General features: G+C 66.1%; 18 protein-coding genes. 12 read left to right on the plus strand and 6 right to left on the minus strand.

The annotated features are described in order from the left end of the window. Positions 1-238 precede the first annotated feature (238 nt). Genes H9654_RS11545 through H9654_RS11560 form a run of 4 tightly spaced genes read left to right on the plus strand, consistent with a single transcriptional unit; the run spans position 239 to position 4130 of the window. Positions 239-1081, plus strand: coding sequence for a hydroxypyruvate isomerase family protein (locus tag H9654_RS11545; RefSeq protein WP_225212021.1), 843 nt, complete (start codon positions 239-241; stop codon positions 1079-1081). A gap of 30 nt (positions 1082-1111) precedes the next feature. Beyond that, the gene (locus tag H9654_RS11550; RefSeq protein WP_191770957.1) at positions 1112-2800 is read left to right on the plus strand and encodes a GMC oxidoreductase; all 1689 of its coding nucleotides are present in this window, start codon (positions 1112-1114) and stop codon (positions 2798-2800) included. Next, a complete protein-coding gene (locus tag H9654_RS11555) occupies positions 2800-3375 on the plus strand; it encodes a gluconate 2-dehydrogenase subunit 3 family protein (RefSeq protein ID WP_191770958.1) in 576 nt (191 codons plus the stop codon). The genes H9654_RS11550 and H9654_RS11555 overlap by 1 nt, the downstream gene beginning before the upstream one ends. A gap of 11 nt (positions 3376-3386) precedes the next feature. Continuing rightward, positions 3387-4130 carry a 3-keto-disaccharide hydrolase gene (locus H9654_RS11560; RefSeq protein ID WP_191770959.1) on the plus strand — a complete coding sequence of 248 codons (744 nt, stop codon included), beginning with the start codon at positions 3387-3389 and terminating at the stop codon, positions 4128-4130. A 28-nt stretch (positions 4131-4158) separates the two neighbouring features. On the opposite strand, the gene H9654_RS11565 is transcribed toward H9654_RS11560, so the two are convergent. Genes H9654_RS11565 through H9654_RS11585 form a run of 5 tightly spaced genes read right to left on the minus strand, consistent with a single transcriptional unit; the run spans position 4159 to position 8788 of the window. Further along, the gene (locus H9654_RS11565; RefSeq protein ID WP_191770960.1) at positions 4159-4455 is read right to left on the minus strand and encodes a c-type cytochrome; all 297 of its coding nucleotides are present in this window, start codon (positions 4453-4455) and stop codon (positions 4159-4161) included. A gap of 18 nt (positions 4456-4473) precedes the next feature. After that, positions 4474-5337: a sugar phosphate isomerase/epimerase family protein gene (locus H9654_RS11570; protein ID WP_191770961.1), complete on the minus strand. Its 864-nt coding sequence runs from the start codon at positions 5335-5337 to the stop codon at positions 4474-4476. 19 nt (positions 5338-5356) lie between these two features. Then, on the minus strand, positions 5357-6481 hold the full coding sequence (locus H9654_RS11575) for a Gfo/Idh/MocA family protein (protein ID WP_191770962.1): 1125 nt from the start codon (positions 6479-6481) through the stop codon (positions 5357-5359). A gap of 9 nt (positions 6482-6490) precedes the next feature. Beyond that, positions 6491-7708, minus strand: coding sequence for a nucleoside permease (locus H9654_RS11580; protein WP_191770963.1), 1218 nt, complete (start codon positions 7706-7708; stop codon positions 6491-6493). Positions 7709-7735: 27 nt separating this feature from the next. After that, positions 7736-8788 (minus strand): sugar phosphate isomerase/epimerase family protein, encoded by a 1053-nt coding sequence (locus tag H9654_RS11585; protein ID WP_191770964.1) that lies wholly within the window; start codon positions 8786-8788, stop codon positions 7736-7738. Between the two features lie 97 nt (positions 8789-8885). Here H9654_RS11585 and H9654_RS11590 point away from each other — a divergent pair, with 97 nt between their 5' ends. Continuing rightward, positions 8886-9890, plus strand: a complete 1005-nt coding sequence (locus H9654_RS11590; RefSeq protein WP_191771005.1) for a LacI family DNA-binding transcriptional regulator — start codon at positions 8886-8888, stop codon at positions 9888-9890. A 73-nt stretch (positions 9891-9963) separates the two neighbouring features. On the opposite strand, the gene H9654_RS11595 is transcribed toward H9654_RS11590, so the two are convergent. Then, a complete protein-coding gene (locus H9654_RS11595; protein ID WP_191770965.1) occupies positions 9964-11502 on the minus strand; it encodes a M4 family metallopeptidase in 1539 nt (512 codons plus the stop codon). A gap of 430 nt (positions 11503-11932) precedes the next feature. Here H9654_RS11595 and H9654_RS11600 point away from each other — a divergent pair, with 430 nt between their 5' ends. The 7 genes from H9654_RS11600 (at position 11933) to H9654_RS11630 (ending at position 18911) form a co-directional block, all read left to right on the plus strand. Further along, on the plus strand, positions 11933-12940 hold the full coding sequence (locus H9654_RS11600) for an aldose epimerase family protein (RefSeq protein WP_191770966.1): 1008 nt from the start codon (positions 11933-11935) through the stop codon (positions 12938-12940). Further along, positions 12937-13704, plus strand: a complete 768-nt coding sequence (locus tag H9654_RS11605; protein WP_191770967.1) for an SDR family oxidoreductase — start codon at positions 12937-12939, stop codon at positions 13702-13704. Before H9654_RS11600 ends, H9654_RS11605 begins: the two co-directional genes overlap by 4 nt. Before the next feature lie 7 nt (positions 13705-13711). After that, on the plus strand, positions 13712-14326 hold the full coding sequence (locus tag H9654_RS11610; RefSeq protein ID WP_191770968.1) for a 2-dehydro-3-deoxy-6-phosphogalactonate aldolase: 615 nt from the start codon (positions 13712-13714) through the stop codon (positions 14324-14326). Then, positions 14323-15471: a galactonate dehydratase gene (gene dgoD, locus H9654_RS11615; RefSeq protein ID WP_191770969.1), complete on the plus strand. Its 1149-nt coding sequence runs from the start codon at positions 14323-14325 to the stop codon at positions 15469-15471. Before H9654_RS11610 ends, dgoD begins: the two co-directional genes overlap by 4 nt. Before the next feature lie 2 nt (positions 15472-15473). Beyond that, complete coding sequence (locus tag H9654_RS11620) at positions 15474-16391, plus strand: SMP-30/gluconolactonase/LRE family protein (RefSeq protein WP_191770970.1); 918 nt, start codon at positions 15474-15476, stop codon at positions 16389-16391. Beyond that, positions 16388-17266: a 2-dehydro-3-deoxygalactonokinase gene (locus tag H9654_RS11625; RefSeq protein WP_191770971.1), complete on the plus strand. Its 879-nt coding sequence runs from the start codon at positions 16388-16390 to the stop codon at positions 17264-17266. Before H9654_RS11620 ends, H9654_RS11625 begins: the two co-directional genes overlap by 4 nt. 82 nt (positions 17267-17348) lie before the next feature. Beyond that, entirely contained in the window at positions 17349-18911 is a 1563-nt protein-coding gene (locus H9654_RS11630; RefSeq protein WP_191770972.1) for a sodium/sugar symporter, read from the plus strand. The last annotated feature ends 3 nt before the right edge of the window (positions 18912-18914 follow it).

Raw genomic sequence — 18914 nt, forward strand, 5'->3', positions numbered from 1 at the left:
CTTTTTTGTGGCCGACGGACCGGCCAGAGCCGTCCGGCAGGCGCCGCGTTGTGCCCTGCAGCATCCATTTTCGTGCACTGCGTCTTGCAAAAAAACGATGGCCTGTCCTATGGTGCAATCGATTGCATTTCGACGAATCGTTGCGTTTGATACCGGTTGGGAGGCCGGAAAGCAGATGCCCAGCCATCCGACTGGATCGATCCAAGGGCGAGTGCTGACGCGACGCGACGCCCTGCGCATGGCCATCGCCAGCGGCGTCGGCCTCGGCGCTGCTGGCGTGCTACCCGCGCGCGCCGCAGAAACCGCCACCTCACCGCTCAAAGGCAACCTGAAGCATTCCGTCGCCCGCTGGACCTTCCCACAGCAGTCGGTCGCCCAGCTCTGCCAGACGGTCAAGGACCTCGGCTTTTCCGCCATCGACCTGGTCGGCCCGAACGACTGGCCCACGCTGAAGGCCCATGGCGTGGACAGCTCCATGTGCAACGGCGCGGAGATCAGCCTGGAGAAGGGCTTCGCCGACCGCCGGTTCCACGATGAACTGGTGGCGCGCTACACGCGACACATCGACCTGGTGGCCGATGCCGGCTATCGCAACCTGATCTGTTTTTCCGGCAATCGAAACGGCATGGACCCCCAGCAGGGCATGGCCAATGCCGAGGCTGGCCTCAAACGCATCCTCGGCCATGCCGAGAAACGTGGCGTGGTGCTGGTGATGGAGCTGCTGAACTCCAGGGTCGATCATCCGGATTATCTGTGCGACCACTCCGCATGGGGCGTGGACCTGTGCCAGCGGATCGGCTCGGTGCATTTCGGCCTGCTCTACGACATTTACCACATGCAGATCATGGAGGGCGACATCATCGCCACCATCGGCAGGCATCACGCCTATTTCAAGCATTACCACACCGCAGGCGTGCCTGGCCGGCACGAGATAGGAGACCAGCAGGAACTGCATTACCCCGCCATCTGTCGCGCGATCCGCGGCACCGGCTTCGATGGGTATCTGGCGCAGGAATTCATGCCTGCAGCGCCCGATCCCGTTGGCTCGCTGCGCGAGGCGATACGCCTCTGCGACGTCTGAAACGATATCCACCAAGGTGAAGTAGAACCCATGGCAGACAATCATTACGACGCAATCGTCGTCGGCTCCGGAATCAGTGGCGGTTGGGCGGCAAAGGAACTGACCGAAAAAGGCCTGAAGGTGCTGATGCTCGAACGAGGACGCAACATCGAGCACGTCAAGGGCTATGTCAACGCGATGAAGGAGGCATGGGATTTCCCACATCGCAACCGGCCCACGCAGGCGATGAAGGCGGACTTCCCGGTGCTGATGCGTGATTACGGCCTTGCCGAGAATCTCGAGGGCATGTGGGCCAACGAGAAAGACTCGCCTTACATCGAGACCAAGCGGTTCGACTGGTTCCGCGGCTATCACGTCGGCGGTCGCTCGTTGATGTGGGGGCGGCAGAGTTATCGCTTGTCGGACCTGGATTTCGAGGCGAACCTGAAGGATGGCATCGCCACCGACTGGCCGATCCGTTACGCCGACATCGCGCCCTGGTATGACCACGTGGAAAAGTTCGCCGGCATCGCCGGCACGCGCGAGGGGCTGGACGTATTGCCGGATGGCGAGTTCCTGCCACCGATACCGTTGAACATCGTCGAGAAGGACGTGGCCGCGCGGATCAAGAAGGCATTCGGCGGTACCCGCCACATGATCCACTCGCGCACCGCGAACATCACCCAGCCGAAGGTCGAACAGGGCCGCGTCAACTGCCAGTACCGCAACAAGTGCATCCTGGGCTGCCCGTTCGGCGCGTATTTTTCGACGCAGTCGGCGACGCTGCCGGCGGCGATGAAGACCGGCAACCTGACCTTGCGGCCGTTCTCGATCGTCAAGGAAGTGCTGTATGACAAGGACCGCAAGCGGGCGCGCGGCGTGGAGGTCATCGATGCCGAGAACGGACAGACGTACCAGTACACCGCCAACGTCATCTTCCTCAATGCCTCCTCGTTCAACTCGACCTGGCTGCTGATGAACTCGGCCACCGATGTCTGGGAAGGCGGGCTGGGGTCTTCGTCCGGCGAGCTGGGGCACAACGTCATGGACCATCATTTCGGCGCGGGGGCCTCCGGCCGGGTCGAAGGCTACGATGACAAGTATTACTTCGGTCGCCGCCCCTGCGGCTTCTACGTCCCGCGTTTCCGCAACGTCCGCACCGATGACAAGCGTGGCTATTCCCGCGGCTTCGGTTACCAGGGCGGTGCAAGCCGCAACGGCTGGTCGCGCGAGATCGCCGAAATGAACATCGGCGCCGATCTGAAGGACGCACTGACTGTGCCGGGCGACTGGCGCATCGGCATGACCGGGTTCGGGGAAATGCTGCCGCACCATGACAATACGATCCGCCTGGACAGCGACAAGAAAGACAAATGGGGGCTGCCGGTGCTGGCGATGGACGTGTCGCTGCGCGCGAATGAAACGGCAATGCGCAAGGACATGGCCGCAGACGCCGCCGAGATGCTGGAGGCGGCAGGGGTGAAGGACGTGAAGATGCACGACAACGACTACGCCCCGGGCAAGGGCATCCACGAAATGGGTACCGCGCGCATGGGCCGTGAGCGCAGGAGTTCGGTGCTGAACCAGCACAACCAGGTCTGGGATGCGCCCAATGTCTATGTGACCGACGGCGCCTGCATGACCTCCAGCGCCTGCGTGAATCCTTCGCTGACCTATATGGCCCTGACCGCGCGGGCTGCCGACCACGCGGTGCGTGAACTGAAAGCGGGGAACCTCTGATGGACCGCCGCGAACTGCTGAAGATGATCGTTGCCGCCACCGGTGCGGCGATGGTCGGCCTGCCTGCGCTGGCCAACGGACAGGTGCCCGCCGCGGGGTCGAAGAGCGCCTTCTCCGCCGCCGATGTCGCCAAGCTGGACGAGATCGCCGAGACCATCCTGCCGCGCACCGGCACGCCGGGGGCGAAGGACGCCGGCACGGGTGCGTTCATGGCGACATTCGTCAGCGACTGCTACACCGCCCAACAGCAGGCGGCGTTCCGCGCCGGCCTGGCCGATATCGACAAACGCGCCGGCGGCAGCTTCGTGGCGCTCACCGCGCAGGACCGCACCGAACTGCTGCGCGCGCTGGATGCGGAGGCCGGGAAACGCATCGTCGAGGTGGACGACACGGGCGCCGCAGAAGCCGCCGACGCGGTGCCGCACTACTTCACGATGTTCAAGCAATTGACCATCTTCGGCTTTTTCACCTCGAAGGTCGGCGCGACCGAAGTCCTGAAGTACGTCGCTGTACCGGGCCGTTATGAGGGCGACGTCGCCTATGTTCCCGGCACGCCTGCGTGGGGGACCAGCTGATGAAGAACACGATGACCAGACCCCTGCTGGCTGCCGCCTGCCTGCTGGCCACCGCGCCTGTTTTCGCGCAGGCCAGCGGCGACCCCGCTCGCGATCCCACCAGGACCGAGGTGTGGAAACCGGTGCCTGCGAGCGTGGCCACCCCCCTCGGCGGCGCGCCCTCCGATGCAATCGTGCTGTTCGATGGCAAGGATGTCTCCGCATGGGAATCCGAGCAGGGGGGGCGCGTCCCGTGGCGTGTCGACGATGGCGCGATGACCGTGGTGCCGGGCAGCAAGGGCATCCGCACCCGGCAGCGGTTCTGCGATATGCAGCTGCACGTTGAATGGCGCTCGCCCAGCGCAACGGCTGGTTTCGAGGGCCAGGACCGCGGCAACAGCGGCATCTTCCTGCAGGAGCTGTACGAACTGCAGGTGCTGGACAGTTACAACAACCCGACCTACGCCAACGGCCAGGCCGGCTCGATCTACAAGCAGGCCATGCCGCTGGTGAACGCCTCGCGGGGACCGGGCCAGTGGCAGGTCTACGACATCATCTGGAAGGCGCCGCGCTTCTCGCAGGGCGGCGGGCTGACCTCGCCGGCGCGCATCACCGTGCTGCACAACGGCGTGTTGGTACAGGACGATACCGTGCTGGCGGGCAGGACCGAGTACATCGGTGCGCCCTCGTATGCGCCGCATGACTGCGCGCCGATCTCACTGCAGGAGCACGATTCCGCGGTCAGCTACCGCAACATCTGGGTGCGCGAACTGTAAGCGCACGCGCCATCCCGTTGGGGCGATCCTACTTCGCCAGGAAGCGGGTGATGTCGTCGATCTCCTGTTGGGAAAGCTGCGAGAAGGGCGGCATCAGGCCGCCGCCCTTGCTGATCTTTTCCTTGATCTGCGCCGGTTGCAGGCGCTTGCCGACGTCGGTGAGCGCGGGAAACGCGCCCGGCATGCCCGCACGATCGGCGCCATGGCAGGCCGTGCAGTGGATAGCGTAAAGCTGCGCGCCGGCGGCAGGGTCGTCCTTGGCCCAGGCCGCGTTCGCAAAGGTCGCCGCCGATAGAACCACGGCGGTTGTCAGGATCTTTTTCAAGTGGGTTTCCTTGGCGTGCTAGCGCGCTGCGCTGGCTGGCAGGGTGGCGGTCAGGTGGTTGCGCAGATAGTCCGCGCCGGTCTGGATGATGGCGGCCGGATCGCGCGGATGGTCGTGCTCGACGATGTACCACTGCACGCCGGCGGCCGCCGCAGCGGGCAGGATCGTGTTCCAGTCCAGCACGCCCTGGCCGACCGCCGCGAAACCGCCTTCGTCGTCGGCCTGCCCCTTGGGCGCATTGTCCTTGGCGTGCACCGCGAACACACGGCCGCGGAATTTCCCGAGCATGAGTGCCGGGTCATGGCCGGCACGCGCTACCCAGGCCAGGTCCAGCTCGCTCTGCAGATCGGGCCCGGCCGCGGCAAACAGCAGCTCCAGGCCGGTCGTGCCGTCGAACTCGACCAGTTCGAAATCGTGGTTGTGGTAGGCCATGCGCATGCCCTTGGACCGCGCCCGCTTGGCGATGCGGCCCAGTTCCTGGCCGAGCACGGTCCAGCCGACGGCGTCGGTCGGGCGTTCCTTCTCGTCCAGGTAGGGGACCACCAGCGTCGTGTTGCCGATGGAGCGGTTGAAGGCGATCACGCTGTCCAGGTCGTTGCGCAGCTCTGCCAGCTGCACGTGCGAGGACACCACCTTGATGGCATACCGGTGCAGCAGCTGCTTGAGTTCGGCCGCGCTTACGTTCTGCGTGCCGACGGTCTCCACCGCGTGTACCCCGGCGTCGTGGACGATCTGCAACTGCTGGTCCAGCGTGCCGGCGTCGCGCAGCGTGTACATCTGCACCGCGATGGGCTTCTGCGGGGCGGCGGCTTCACCGGCGAAGGCGGGCAGGACAGCGCACAACAGCAGGACAAGAGGGGCGGTGCGTGCAGCGATGTTCATCAACAGATCCTCCGGGGATTCAACCGATGGGGGTCCAGGCGCGCGTCCTGGCCGATGCGATGACGCGGTCGACGATCAACGCCGAGCGCAGGCCGTCTTCGAAGGTGGGTAGGCCCTGCGGTTGCTCGCCTTCGATGGCCCGATAGGTGTCGGCGACAAAGGCTTCGAAACAGGTGCCATAGCCCTGCGCGTGGCCGGCCGGCAAGGCCGACAGCCGGCGTTGTTCGGCACTGCCGGCACCCGGCCCACGCACGAAGACTTCTTCGCGCTGGTCGGGCAGGCCGATCCACAGCCGCTCGGCATCTTCCTGGTTGAATGCCACGCTCGCCTTGGCGCCATCGATCTCGAACCAGAGACGATTGTGGCGGCCCGCCGAGACCTGGCTGACCGTCAGCGAGGCGAGGGCGCCGGCGCTGGTCCTGAACATCGCCGCGGCCACGTCTTCGCTCGCGACCGGCTGCATCGCGCCGCCCGCCGCCGGTGTGCTGAAGCTCTGCCCGGTCAGGGTGCCGCGCTCGCCTATCACCGTGGCGAACGCCGCGCTGACGTCGACGAACCGCTCGCCGCCGACCCATTCCACCAGGTCGCACCAGTGCGAGCCGATGTCGGCGAAGACGCGTGAGGCGCCGCCCAGTGCCGGGTCCACGCGCCAGTTGTTGCTGGCCGGATCCAGCAGCCAGTCCTGCAGGTAGCTGCCGTGGATCAGGTGCAGCGGGCCCAGTTCGCCCTGGGCGATGCGCGCGCGGGCCTCGCGCACCACCGGGTGGTAGCGGTAGACGAAGGGCACCGTGGCGACCAGCCCGCTCGAAGCGGCCACTGCGGCCAACGCCTGCGCGTCTTCCAGCGTGGTCGCCAGCGGCTTCTCGCAGATCACGTGCTTGCCCGCTTCCAGTGCCGCCTGCGCCATGCCGCGGTGCAGGTGGTTGGGCGTGCAGACGTGCACCACCTGGACCTGCGGATCAGCGAGGACTTCGTCGATATCGCGGTAGGCGCGCGGGACATTCCACGACTGCGCCACCTCGTGTGCGCGCTTCGGCGATGAGGCGGCCACGCCGCGTACCGTGGCACCGGCGAGCAGGGCCGCGCGACGGTGCACCGCGCCGATCATGCCGGTGCCGACAATGGCGATTCCAAGCGTGCGCATCTGTGGTCCTCAGGGAGTGGAAGGGGCGGCCGCGACCACCGGCCGGTCGCGGAACAGCAGCAGGAAGGCGACCAGCACGACCAGCGCGACACCTGCGGGGAACAGCCAGATCTTCTGCCAGTCCGGACCGGCCGCGCTGGTGTAGTGCTCCACCACCGCGCCGGACAAGAACGTGCCGATCAGCATGCCCACGCCATAGGTGGCCAGGGTGATGAACCCCTGCGCGCTGCTGCGCGCGGCGGGGCCGGCATGGGCATCGGTGTAGATCTGCCCGGTGACGAAGAAGAAGTCGTAGCAGATGCCATGCAGCACGATGCCGATCACCAGCAGGGTGAAGCCGCCGCCTGCATCGCCGAAGGCGAACATGACGTAGCGCAGCACCCACGCGGCCATGCCCACGGCCAGCATCGCCTTGACGCCCAGCCGCACGAACAGGAACGGCATCGCCAGCATCAGCAGCACTTCGGATACCTGGCCCAGCGATTGCAGGCCCGCCGCGCCGCGCACGCCCAGATCGTTGAGGTAGGGGTTGGTGAAGTTGTAGTAAAACGCCAGCGGGATGCAGATGGCGATGGAAGCCAGGAAGAACACCAGGTAGGAGCGCGACTTCAGCAGCCGCAGCGAATCCAGCCCCAGGATCTGCCCCAGCCCGGCGTCGCGTTGCCGGGCCAGCGGCGGCGTGTGCGGCAGGGTGAAGGCATACAGGCCCAGCACCAGCGAGGCGATGGCCGCCATCTGGAAGGTCAGTTCGAGACGATGCGCCTGCTCCCAGCCCAGCCAGCCGATCAGCACGCCCGCCACGATCCAGCCGACGCTGCCGGCGACACGCACGAGCGGGAACTGCTTTTCGGGCGACTGCATGTGCCGCATCGCCACGCTGTTGGCCAGCGCCAGGGTGGGCATGAACAACAGCATGTAGCCCATGACGCAGGCGGAGAACGTACCGAAGTCCGTTGCCGTGGAGGCCATCCACATCAGCACCGCGCCGGCCAGGTGCAGCACCGCGAGGATGCGCTGGGCGGCAAAGTAGCGGTCGGCAACCAGGCCGACCAGGAAGGGCGCCACGATGGCGCCGATGGACTGGCTGAGGAAGGCCGTCGCCACCTGGCTGGCGCTGGCCTGCAGCGGGCCCTGCACCAGGTAAGTGCCGAGGGTCACGAACCATGCGCCCCAGATGAAGAACTGCAGGAACATCATCGCGCCCAAGCGCGACATGGCGTACGTCATGGCTACCCCTCCCAGGGCGGTGGTGGCTCAGATCCCCAGCATGCGATGCAGTGACTGCGTATCCGCGCCGCTGTCGGCGAAGTCGTCGAAGGCACGTTCGGTCACGCGGATGATGTGGTCGCCGATGAAAGCGGCACCCTCCCGCGCACCATCTTCCGGGTGCTTCAGGCAGCACTCCCACTCCAGCACCGCCCAGCCCGGAAAATCGTACTGGGCGAACTTCGAGAAGATCGCCTTGAAGTCGATCTGTCCGTCGCCGAGCGAGCGGAACCGCCCAGGACGATCGATCCAGTCCTGGTAGCCGCCATACACGCCACTGCGCGCGCTGGGACGAAACTCCGCGTCCTTGACGTGGAAGATGCCGATGCGTGCGTGATAACGGTCGATGAAGCCGAGGTAGTCGATCTGCTGCAGCAGCAGGTGGCTGGGGTCGTACAGGATCTTCGCGCGCGGATGGTGGTCCACCTCGTCGAGAAAGCGCTCGAAGGTCGCACCATCGTGCAGGTCCTCGCCCGGGTGGATTTCGAAGCACAGGTCCACCCCGCAGGCATCGAAGGCATCCAGGATGGGGCGCCAGCGACGGCCGAGTTCGGCGAAGGCTTCTTCCACCAGCCCAGGCGGACGCTGTGGCCATGGATAGAAGTAGGGCCAGGCCAGCGCGCCGGAGAACGTGGCATGCGCCGTCAGTCCCAGCCGCTGGCTGGCCTTGGCCGCCAGCAGCAGCTGCTCCACCGCCCAAGCCTGGCGCGCGCGCGGATCACCGCGCTTGTCCGGTGGCGCGAAGCCGTCGAACAGGCTGTCGTAGGCGGGATGGACGGCGACCAGTTGCCCTTGCAGGTGGGTGGACAGCTCGGTGATCTGCACGCCCTGCGCGGCCAGCGTGCCGGCGATGTCATCGCAGTACGCCTGACTGCGCGCCGCCTCGGCCAGATCAAACAGACGGGGATCGCTGGTCGGTACCTGCAGGCCGGAATAGCCCAGTCCTGCGGCCCATCCGGCCAGCGTGTCCAGCTGATCGAACGGGGGGGTGTCACCGATGAACTGCGCCAGGAACAGCGCGGGACCTTTGACCGTCTTCAAGGTGATTCGCCCTCGATGCAATCGATTGCATTATCCTAGCAGGGCCTCCTGCAAGAGCTGTTGTGCAGTGCACAGCGGCACCGAAGACCAAAAAACCATGGCCACTATCTACGACATCGCAAAACACGTCGGCGTCTCCGCAGGAACGGTGTCGCGCGCGCTTTCCCGGCCGGACAAGGTGCTGCCGGCCACGCGCAGCCGCATCGAACAGGCCGCCGCCGCGCTGGGCTATGTGCCCAACACGGTGGCCCGGACGTTGAAAACCCAGCGCAGCGGCAAGATCCTGGTCACGGTTCCGGATATTGCCAATCCGTTCTTCGCGCAGATCCTGCAGGGCGCGGAGGATGCGGCGCAGGCGGTCGGCTACGCCGTGCTGCTGGGCGACACGCAGCATCAGACCGACCGCGAGGAGCGCTATGCGCAGATGCTCCGACGCAACGAGGCCGACGGCCTGATCGTGCTGGGGCACCGCCTGCCGCCGACGGCGCGCGCGATCGTGCAGCAACGGGGCGCCGCCGCGCCGGTGGTAAATGGCTGTGAGTTCGATCCCGCGTTGGGCATCCCCAGCGTCCACATCGACAACGCGGCCGCCGCGCGGGCGGTGATGGACCACCTGTACGCACTGGGCCACGAGCGGATCGCGGTCATCGGCGGGCCGCCCGGTAATCCGCTGCACCAGCAACGGCTGGAAGGCGTGCGTGCGGCCGGCAAGGCGCGCGGCCGTCTGCGCCAACTTATCGTCGAGCCGGGCGACTTTTCCGTGGAATCCGGCCATGCGGCGGCGCTGTCGTTGTTGGCCCGCACGCCCGCACCCACGGCGATCTTCTGCGTCAGCGACCAGATGGCGCTGGGTGCGTTGGCGGCCTGCCGGGACCTGGGCGTCCGTGTGCCGGATGACCTGTCCATCGTGGGCTTCGACGACCTGGCCTCATCCCGCTACCTGACGCCGGCGTTGACGACCGTCAGGCAACCGATGCGGGAAATCGGCGCCTGCGCGGTCAACCTGTTGCTGGCCATCATCGAAGGTCGGGATGTACCGCTTCAGCAGACGCTGGATTTCAGCCTGATGGTGCGCGGCTCGACGGGTGCGCCAAGAAAGTGACGACGGGCGTGGGGATGGCCCGGCAGGCGCGATGCCTGCCGGATCCGGTTGCCGGCATCACGCCACAGCGCGCTCAGGCATCGCAGCGCACGCCAACTTCATCGAAAGCGATCACCACGTCTTCTACCGGGTAATCCAGGTCCTGTGCGGCGGCAATGACGCCGCAGGCGCCGCTTTCGAACGTGCTGCTTGGAGTCCAGTAGTTCTGGTTGGCCGTCGCCATCGCAATGAACGCCTTTCGGGGATCCCAGCCCTCGCGGTTCGAAAGCAGATAGAAGGCCCTGTTGTAGACGCCGGACGAAAAATGATTGTTCATGCCCGGACGGAAATCGCTCGCATGCCCGATCGACCTGCCATCAACGGTGGGGTCTTCAAAGTAGCGAAGCGCGCCTGGCCCTTTGAGGATATCCGCGCCCGCCAGGAAATCGTTGTTGCCCTTCAGGTAGTACTCGGCGGCCTCGCCGGCCATATCCGAGAATGCTTCGTTCATACCGCCGGAATGCAGGGTGTTGTAGATCAGCCCCGAGTTCTGTTCGGTGAAGCCATGGGACACCTCATGGGCGACCACATCCAGAGAGACCAAGGGATAATACGTGTCATGCCCATCACCGAAGGACATGACGCGACCGTTCCAACTCGCGTTCCCGTAGCTGCGTAGGTAATGAACCTGAAGCTTCAGTTGGAAGCGCAGTGGCGCGGTGCCCAGCCAGTCGCGGTACATGCCGAACACGGCGCCGCCGGAGGCGTGCGCGTCGTTCAAGGGCGAGTACGCACCATTGATGGCTTTGACCGTATTCTGCGGGCAGCTGAAGCGGTGTGCTGCGCTCACCGAGCCTGATCCGCCGTGGTTCAGGTTGATGGTTTTCACGTTGTCGTTTTCCAGGGCACACGTCGTGCCGTCTGCGGTCACGTCGAGGTAGGGCAAGCTTGCGCCATAGGCGATCTGGCCGGTCTTCTCGTTACCGCCTGGACCGGTGCCGATCTTCGCCGTGGCCAGGCCTTCCCACTGCTCCAACACCTTGCCGTCCATCGCATCGACGATGGTGAACGGCCGGCTGGGTGCGTGGCCCTCGCCCTCCGCCAGGAAATCCACCACCCAGGCCAGCCGTGCCACCGAGTGTGCATCGAGATGGATCATCAGCCGCTGGTTCTGGTTCTGTATCCGCATGCCGCCGGCACGCATCCGCGGTGCACTGGCCTTGGCGATGGCAGCAGCACGCGCGCCGTCGATGCGGGGTGCCACGTCGGGAACCTCGGGCTGTAGTGCGGCGACTGCGTTACCGAACAGGCTCCGCACCTGGCCCCTGGCAGCGGTGGCGACCACCACATGTTCACCAAACACGGGTACGCCCTGGTGCAACTGCTCGAAGCGTTGATGCTGCACGCCGTTGCGGTCGACATGGCTGGACAGCAGCCGCAAGCTGGAACCGGCATCCAGCCCGAGCAGTGACGGCGATGCAGAGGCACCGGCGTTGCCTGTGGCGAACGCCGCGGTCGTCACGCGGTCGAGTCGATGCAGCGGAATGCGCTCGGCGCCGCCCGCAGGTGCGGCGAGCATCGCGGCGGAAAGCAGGGTGAGGGACAGCAGGCTGCGGGATGGCAGGCGGATCATGGGTGGCTCCTCGCTGGATGGATGCCGGAGCGGTAGCCCTGCAGGAAAAATCGCGCTTTCAGAGGAGGCACCGCCGGCGAGGACACCGTGGTGCGGGGTGAGCGCTGCAGCAACGGCGGAGGATGCGACGGCCGGGTCTGCGCCGGCCCGTGACAGGTGGGATTGGCCTCCGAGCCCGGCGTGATTCTCGCTTTTCCTTACCCTCGTGTACTTGAATGCCTGACCTGCGGGATAGCAAATCCGGGGGCCTTTTGGGTATTGGGGCGGGCAGGAAAGGCAGGCATGCAGCGCGCAGCCCATGCTGCAGTGCAACTTTTCAATTGTAGTATTATTTGTTTAATTGAAATCCAGGCCGATGGCCGCGTCGCACCGCCTCCGAACTGTGGAATCGTGGTGCCCTTGGAGTTCCCTGGCGTGGAGCGTGGATTGCATGGTGATGCTGGAAAACGCCCATGGGCTGCGGGCAGAGATCGCGCAGCGCGGCGCCGCCCTGGCGGGCATGTGGGTGCCGGACCGTGACGGGCAGTTCGCAGACGTGGTGCTCGGCCATGCCGAGCAGAGCCAGCGGACGTCGGGTCGGTCATTCTTTGGTGCCAGCATCGGCCGGGTCGCTGGACGCATCAGCACGGCCGGCTTCGTGCTCGACGGCCAGCATCATCCGCTCGATTCGGTCGATGGCCTCACCGCCCACCATGGCGGACCGGACGGCTTCGATGCCCGTGACTGGCAATGGCTGGGCGTGCGCCGTGACCGCGCGCGGCTGCAACTGGTCAGTCCGCATGGCGATCAGGGTTTCCCGGGCGCGCTGACGGTCACCGTGGACTATCGGCTGGATGATACCGACACCCTGCACGTGGACTATGCCGCCACCTGCGACCGCCCCACGGTGGTCAACCTGACCCATCATCCGTTCTGGAACCTGGCCGGCGAAGGGGCGGGCGTGGTGGACGCGCATCTTCTGACACTGCCTGCATCGCGCATGGTGGCGCTGGGCGCAGCGCTCACGCCCACCGGACAACGGCCGGAGGTGGCCGCCAGCGCCTTCGACTTCCGCCGCGCGCGCGCGATCGGCGACGCGCTGTCAGCCGCTGGCGATGCTCAGTTGCAGGTCGCCGGGGGCCTGGATCATTACTGGATTCTCGATGCCCCGGCAGACGCCGGCGTGCGCCCGGCGGCGCGCCTGCATGATCCGCATTCCGGCCGCGTGCTGGACGTGCTGAGCGATCAGCCCGGCGTGCAGGTGTATTCGGGAAACTTCCTCGATGGCAGCCTGCAGGGCGCATCGGGCAGGCCGTACCACGCACGCGCTGCCCTTTGCATCGAACCGCAGGCCTATCCCGATGCGATGAACCAGCCCGACTTTCCTGACATCACGCTGCAGCCCGGCGCGGTGTACCGCAATCGCATCCGTTATCGCTTCAGCAAGGACACCCAATGAGTGCAGTGACTGACCCCGCACAGCGGCTGGCCGGCAAAGTGGCCATCGTCACCGGTGCGGCCAACGGCATCGGCCGTGCCATCGCCGGACTGTTCCAGGCGCACGGTGCCATCGTGGCCGGCTACGACCAGGCCGCGCCCTGTGCCGGGGATGCAGTGTGCGCACTCTTCCAGCAGGGCGATGTCAGTGATGCCGATGCGGTGGCAGCCTTCGTTGAACGCGTGGTGGCAGCCCACGGCCAGGTTGACGTGCTGGTCAGCAATGCGGGCATGGATGTGTTTTCCGCACCGCTTGAGCTGTCTTCGCTGACCTGGCAACGCAACCTGGACGTCAACCTCGGCGGCCACTGGAACTTCGCCCGCGCCGTGCTGCCCTGCATGCTGGCGCAGGGCAGCGGATCGGTGGTCAACATCGCCTCGGTGCACGGCCATCGCATCATCCAGGGTGCCTTCCCGTACAACGTGGCCAAGCACGCCTTGATCGGCCTGACCAAGGCGCTCGGGTTGGAGTACGCCGACAAGGGCATCCGGTTCAACTCCATCTCGCCCGGCCTGATCCTGGTGGACCGCATCGAACGCTGGTTCGAATCACAGCCCGATCCTGCCCAGGCACGCCTGGACCAGGCAGCCCTGCTGCCACCCAAACGCATCGGCGAAGCGTCGGAAGTCGCGCAGACCGCGTTGTTCCTGGCCAGTGACGAAGCCCGTTTCATCAACGCCGCCGACATCCTGATCGATGGCGGCCGCAGCCAACTCTATTACTGAGCCCGCCATGACCCATTCCCCGCTTCCGCTGATCGCCATCCTGCGTGGCATCACCCCGGCCGAGGTGCGCGCGCACGTGCGCGTGTTGATCGATGCCGGCATCACCCAGATCGAAATACCCACCAACTCCCCGGACTGGCTGGGCAGCGTGCAGCTGGCCCTGCAGGAAGCCGACGGCCACGCCGAGGTGGGCGCCGGCACGGTGCTGGACATCGCCGATGTGGACCGCCTGGCGGACAGCGGCGCGCGGCTGATGGTGACGCCGAACACCGACCCGCAGGTGATCGCGCATGCGCGTTCGCGCGGACTGGACATCGCCGCCGGGTTTGCCACCGCCAGCGAGGCCTTCGCTGCGTTGGCCGCCGGTGCGCAGCGTTTGAAGCTTTTCCCTGCGGCACAGTTTGGTCCTGCCTATGTGCGTGCGCTGAAAGCCGTACTGCCTGCAGACGTGCCGCTGTATGCGGTAGGGGGCATCGGGACGGAGAACCTGGCCGCGTTCCTGCAGGCCGGCTGCGCCGGTGCCGGGCTGGGCGGTGAGCTGTATCGCCCGGGCCAGGATCCAGCCACCACGGCGCGCCATGCGGATGCCTTCGTTGCCGCCCTGCGGAGTGCGAACGCATGAAGATCACCCGCCTGAACACCTATCGCGTGGCGCCACGCTGGATGTTCCTGAAGATCGAGACCGACGAAGGCGTGGCCGGATGGGGCGAGCCGGTCATCGAAGGCCGTGCGCGCACGGTCGAAGCCGCCGTGCATGAGCTGGGCGAGCAGTTGATCGGCAAGGATCCTGCGCGCATCAACGACCATTGGCAGGTCATGTACCGCGGTGGTTTCTACCGCGGCGGTGCGGTGTTCATGAGCGCACTGGCCGGCATCGACCAGGCACTGTGGGACATCAAGGGCAAGACGCTCGGCGTGCCGGTGTACCAGCTGCTGGGCGGACTGGTGCGTGACCGCATGAAGACCTACTGCTGGGTGGGCGGGGACCGGCCAGCGGACATCATCGAACAGATCCGGGCACGGGTGGCGCTGGGCTATGACACCTTCAAGCTCAACGCCTGCGAGGAAATGCCGCTGCTGGCGCCCAGCCGCACCATCGATGCGGCCGTAGCCAAGGTGGCCGGAATCCGCGAGGCGTTCGGCCAGAGCATCGAATTCGGGCTGGATTTCCACGGCCGCGTGGGCTGGCCGATGGCCAAGACGCTGATCCGCGAACTGGAGCCGTACCGCCCGTTGTTCATCGAAGAACCGGTGCTGGCCGAACAGGCCGAATACTACCCGCGCCTTGCCGGACACACCGCCATTCCGCTGGCGGCCGGTGAGCGGATGTTCTCGCGCACCGAGTTCAAGAGCGTGTTCGCCGCGGGCGGGCTGTCGATCGTGCAGCCTGACCTGTCGCATGCCGGTGGCATCACCGAATGCATGAAGATCGCCGCGATGGCCGAAGCCCATGACGTGGCCCTGGCCCCGCATTGCCCGCTTGGGCCGGTAGCACTGGCGGCCTGCCTGCACGTGGACTTCGCCAGCTGGAACGCCGTACTGCAGGAACAGAGCATCGGCATCCATTACAACGCCGACGGCGAGCTGCTGGACTACGTCAAGAACAAGGACGCCTTCACCATGCACGGCGGTTCGATCCTGCCTTTCACCCAGCCGGGCCTGGGCGTTGAGATCGACGAAGAGGTGGTGGTCGAACGCGCGCGTAGCGCCGGTGAGTGGCGCAATCCATTGTGGCGGCACGAAGACGGGAGCGTGGCCGAATGGTAAGCATGGGCGAGGGCCGCACCCTGCCGAGCGCCGCGCTGGCCTTCGACAGCCGCTGCACGCTGGGCGAAAGCAATGTCTGGTGCGCGCGCGAACGGGTGCTGTGGTGGACCGACATCAAGGGCCGGCGTATCTGGCGCGGCAGCCCGGGGGCGGGCAGCACCCAGTGGTGGAGCACGCCGGGGCGGGTAGGGTCGCTGGCGCTGTGTGAGTCAGGCCGGTTGCTGCTGGGGATGGAAGACGCACTGTACCTGGTTGATCCCACCCGCCACGCTGCCGGCACCAGTCTGACCTGTGAGCACCTGGTCGACGTGCCGATGGAGGGGACGGCCATGCGCATCAACGATGGCCGCCTGGACCGGAGCGGCAACTTTGTTTTCGGCTGCATCAACGAAGATCCCGCGCATGCGCGGACGGCGCGCTTCCATCAGTACTCGCTCGGGCAGGGCCTGCGTGCGCTGGACATCGCGCCGGTGGCCATCGCCAACGGTATCGGCTTCGATCCCGACGGGCAGGGCATGTACTACTGCGATTCGCTGCAGCGAAGCATCATGCATGCCCGCTACGATGCAGCCACCGCCACGATCAGTGACGCGCGGGTGTTCGCGCTGATTGCAGGGGACGCCGAGCCGGATGGAGCAGCGGTCGATGCCGAAGGCCGCGTGTGGGGTGCGCAATGGGGGGCGGGGCAGGTGGTGCGTTACTCCGCCGCCGGTGAGGTCGAACTGCGCGTGCCGGTGCCTGCATCGCAACCGACCTGCGTGGCATTTGCCGGCGATGACCTGGGCACGTTGTATGTCACCTCCGCGCGGGATGGACTGGACGCTGCCGCACTGCACGCGCTGCCCGCCAGCGGAGGTGTGTTCCGGGCCGTGCTGGAAGGCGTGCGCGGCCTGCCCGAACCCCGGTTCGCAGACGCATGATCGCCATCGACTGGGGCAGCTCCAGCCTGCGCGCATTCCGCTTGGACCGTAAAGGACAGATAGTGGACAGCCGGCGCTCCGACCAGGGGCTGCTGAACGCCAATGGACGGTTTGCCGAGGTGCTGGAGGCACTGATCCACCACTGGGACGATGCGCTGGTGGTGATGGCGGGGATGGTGGGCAGCCGCCAGGGCTGGAGGGAGGTGCCTTATGTGCAGGCCCCGGCAGGGCTGCATGAGATCGCGGCGGGAATGCAGCAGTTGAACGACGCTGCCATCGAACGCGAACTGTGGCTGGTGCCGGGCCTGCGCTGCGTGGATGTGCACGGCATACCGGACGTCATGCGCGGCGAAGAGACCCAGCTGTGCGCACTGCTGCCGTTGCTGGGCCCGGGCACGCACCGTGTCGTGCTGCCAGGTACGCACAGCAAGCACGCACACGTGGTGGACGGGCGCATCGAGCGGTTCAGCACGTTCATGACCGGTGAGCTGTTCGCGGTGCTGCGCCAGCACAGCCTGCTGGGTCGGATGATGGTGGAGGCGCCGGATGATGCCGCCGCCTTCGCCGAGGGCGTCGCACTGGCCGGGCGCCAAGGCAGCCTGTTGCATCAACTGTTCAGCGTGCGCACCCGCGCGTTGTTCGACCAGTTGCAGCCTGCGCAGTTGGCCAGCTATCTGTCCGGCCTGTTGATCGGCAGTGAACTGCAGGACATCGATGCAGAGGGTGGCCCGCTGCACGTGATGGCCGCCGATGGCCTGGCCGATGCCTATGTCTCCGCGCTGGCACTGCTGGGGCGACCGGCAACGCGGCATGCCGAAGACAGCGTGGCGCAGGGTCTGTACCTGCTCGCGCGTGCACGTGAGCTGCCGATGTAAGCGGAAGCCAGGCGCAACGGTTACTTCTTTCCACTCCGAACGCCGGTGACAGATCCCGGCACTCGCCTCAAGGAAGCAGGACATGCAACTTTCGCTGCTCGATACCTCCATCGTACTGGTCTACCTGGCTGCTGTATTCGTGCTGGCGCAGTGGGTTTCGCGGGAAAAGGCCGGCCACACCAAGGATGCCAAGGACTATTTCCTGGCCAGCAAGTCGCTGCCGTGGTGGGCGGTGGGGGCTTCGCTGATCGCCGCCAACATCTCCGCCGAGCAGATCATCGGCATGTCCGGTTCGGGCTATGCCATCGGCCTGGCCATTGCCTCCTACGAGTGGATGGCCGCCTTGACCCTGCTGATCGTCGGTAAGTGGTTCCTGCCCATCTTCCTGCGCAATGGCATCTACACCATGCCGCAGTTCCTCGAGCAGCGTTATGGCACCCGCATCCGCACGTTGATGGCAGTGTTCTGGCTGGGCCTGTATGTGTTCGTCAACGTCACCTCCATCCTGTGGCTGGGCGCGATCGCGGTCAGCCAGGTGACTGGCATGGACCAGATGCTGGCGGTGGTGCTGATCGGCGTGTTCGCGCTGCTGTACCAGCTCTACGGCGGGCTGAAGGCGGTGGCGCTGACCGACATCGTGCAGGTCTCGCTGCTGGTGCTGGGCGGGCTGCTGGTGACCGGGCTGACGCTCAGCCAGCTGGGCGAGGGCGCAGGCATCGTGGCTGGCTTCCAGCGCCTGTGGGAAGCCCATCCGGGCCACTTCGAGATGATCCTGAGCAAGGACAATCCGTTCTACAAGGACCTGCCAGGCATCAGCGTGCTGGTGGGTGGGCTGTGGATCATGAACATCAGTTACTGGGGCTTCAACCAGTACATCATCCAGCGCGCGCTGGCCGCCAAGGACATCGGCGAGGCGCAGAAGGGCGTGCTGTTCGCTGCTTTCCTGAAGCTGCTGATGCCGGTCATCGTGGTGGTCCCGGGTATCGCCGCGGTGATGCTGGCACCGGGCCTGGATGCGCCGGACCAGGCCTACCCGACCATGATGCGGTTGCTGCCTACCGGCATCCTCGGACTGGTGTTCGCCGCACTGGTAGCGGCGATCGTGGCCTCGCTGGCGTCCAAGATCAATTCGGTTGCGACCATCTTCACGCTGGATTTCTACGCCCAGCGCAAGGGCCCGCATGACCAGGCCACGCTGGTACGCGTGGGCCGCATCGCCGCCGTGGTCACGGTGGTGCTGGGCATCCTGGCCGCCAAGCCGTTGCTGGGCAGCTTCGACCAGGCCTTCCAGTACATCCAGGAGTACACCGGCTTCTTCACCCCGGGCATCGTGGTGATCTTCCTGCTGGGCCTGTTCTGGAAGCGGGCCAACGAAGCTGGTGCGCTGGCGGCGGCGGTGGGCTCGTTCGTGCTGTCGGTGGTGCTGAAGCTGGCGTGGCCTTCCTTGCCGTTCATCGATCGTGTCGGCCTGGTGTTCCTGCTGGCGCTGCTGCTTGCGGTGGGCGTATCGCTGGCCACGCCAGCAGCGCCGGCCAAGGACGTGGTGCGCACCGACGACGTGCTGTACGCAACACGCACGTCCTTCAACGTGGGGGCCATGGCGGTCGTCGCGATCCTGGTTGCCCTGTACACCCTGTTCTGGTGAGGA

It is taken from the genome of Stenotrophomonas lacuserhaii (genome assembly GCF_014836545.1).
Classification (GTDB): domain Bacteria; phylum Pseudomonadota; class Gammaproteobacteria; order Xanthomonadales; family Xanthomonadaceae; genus Stenotrophomonas; species Stenotrophomonas lacuserhaii.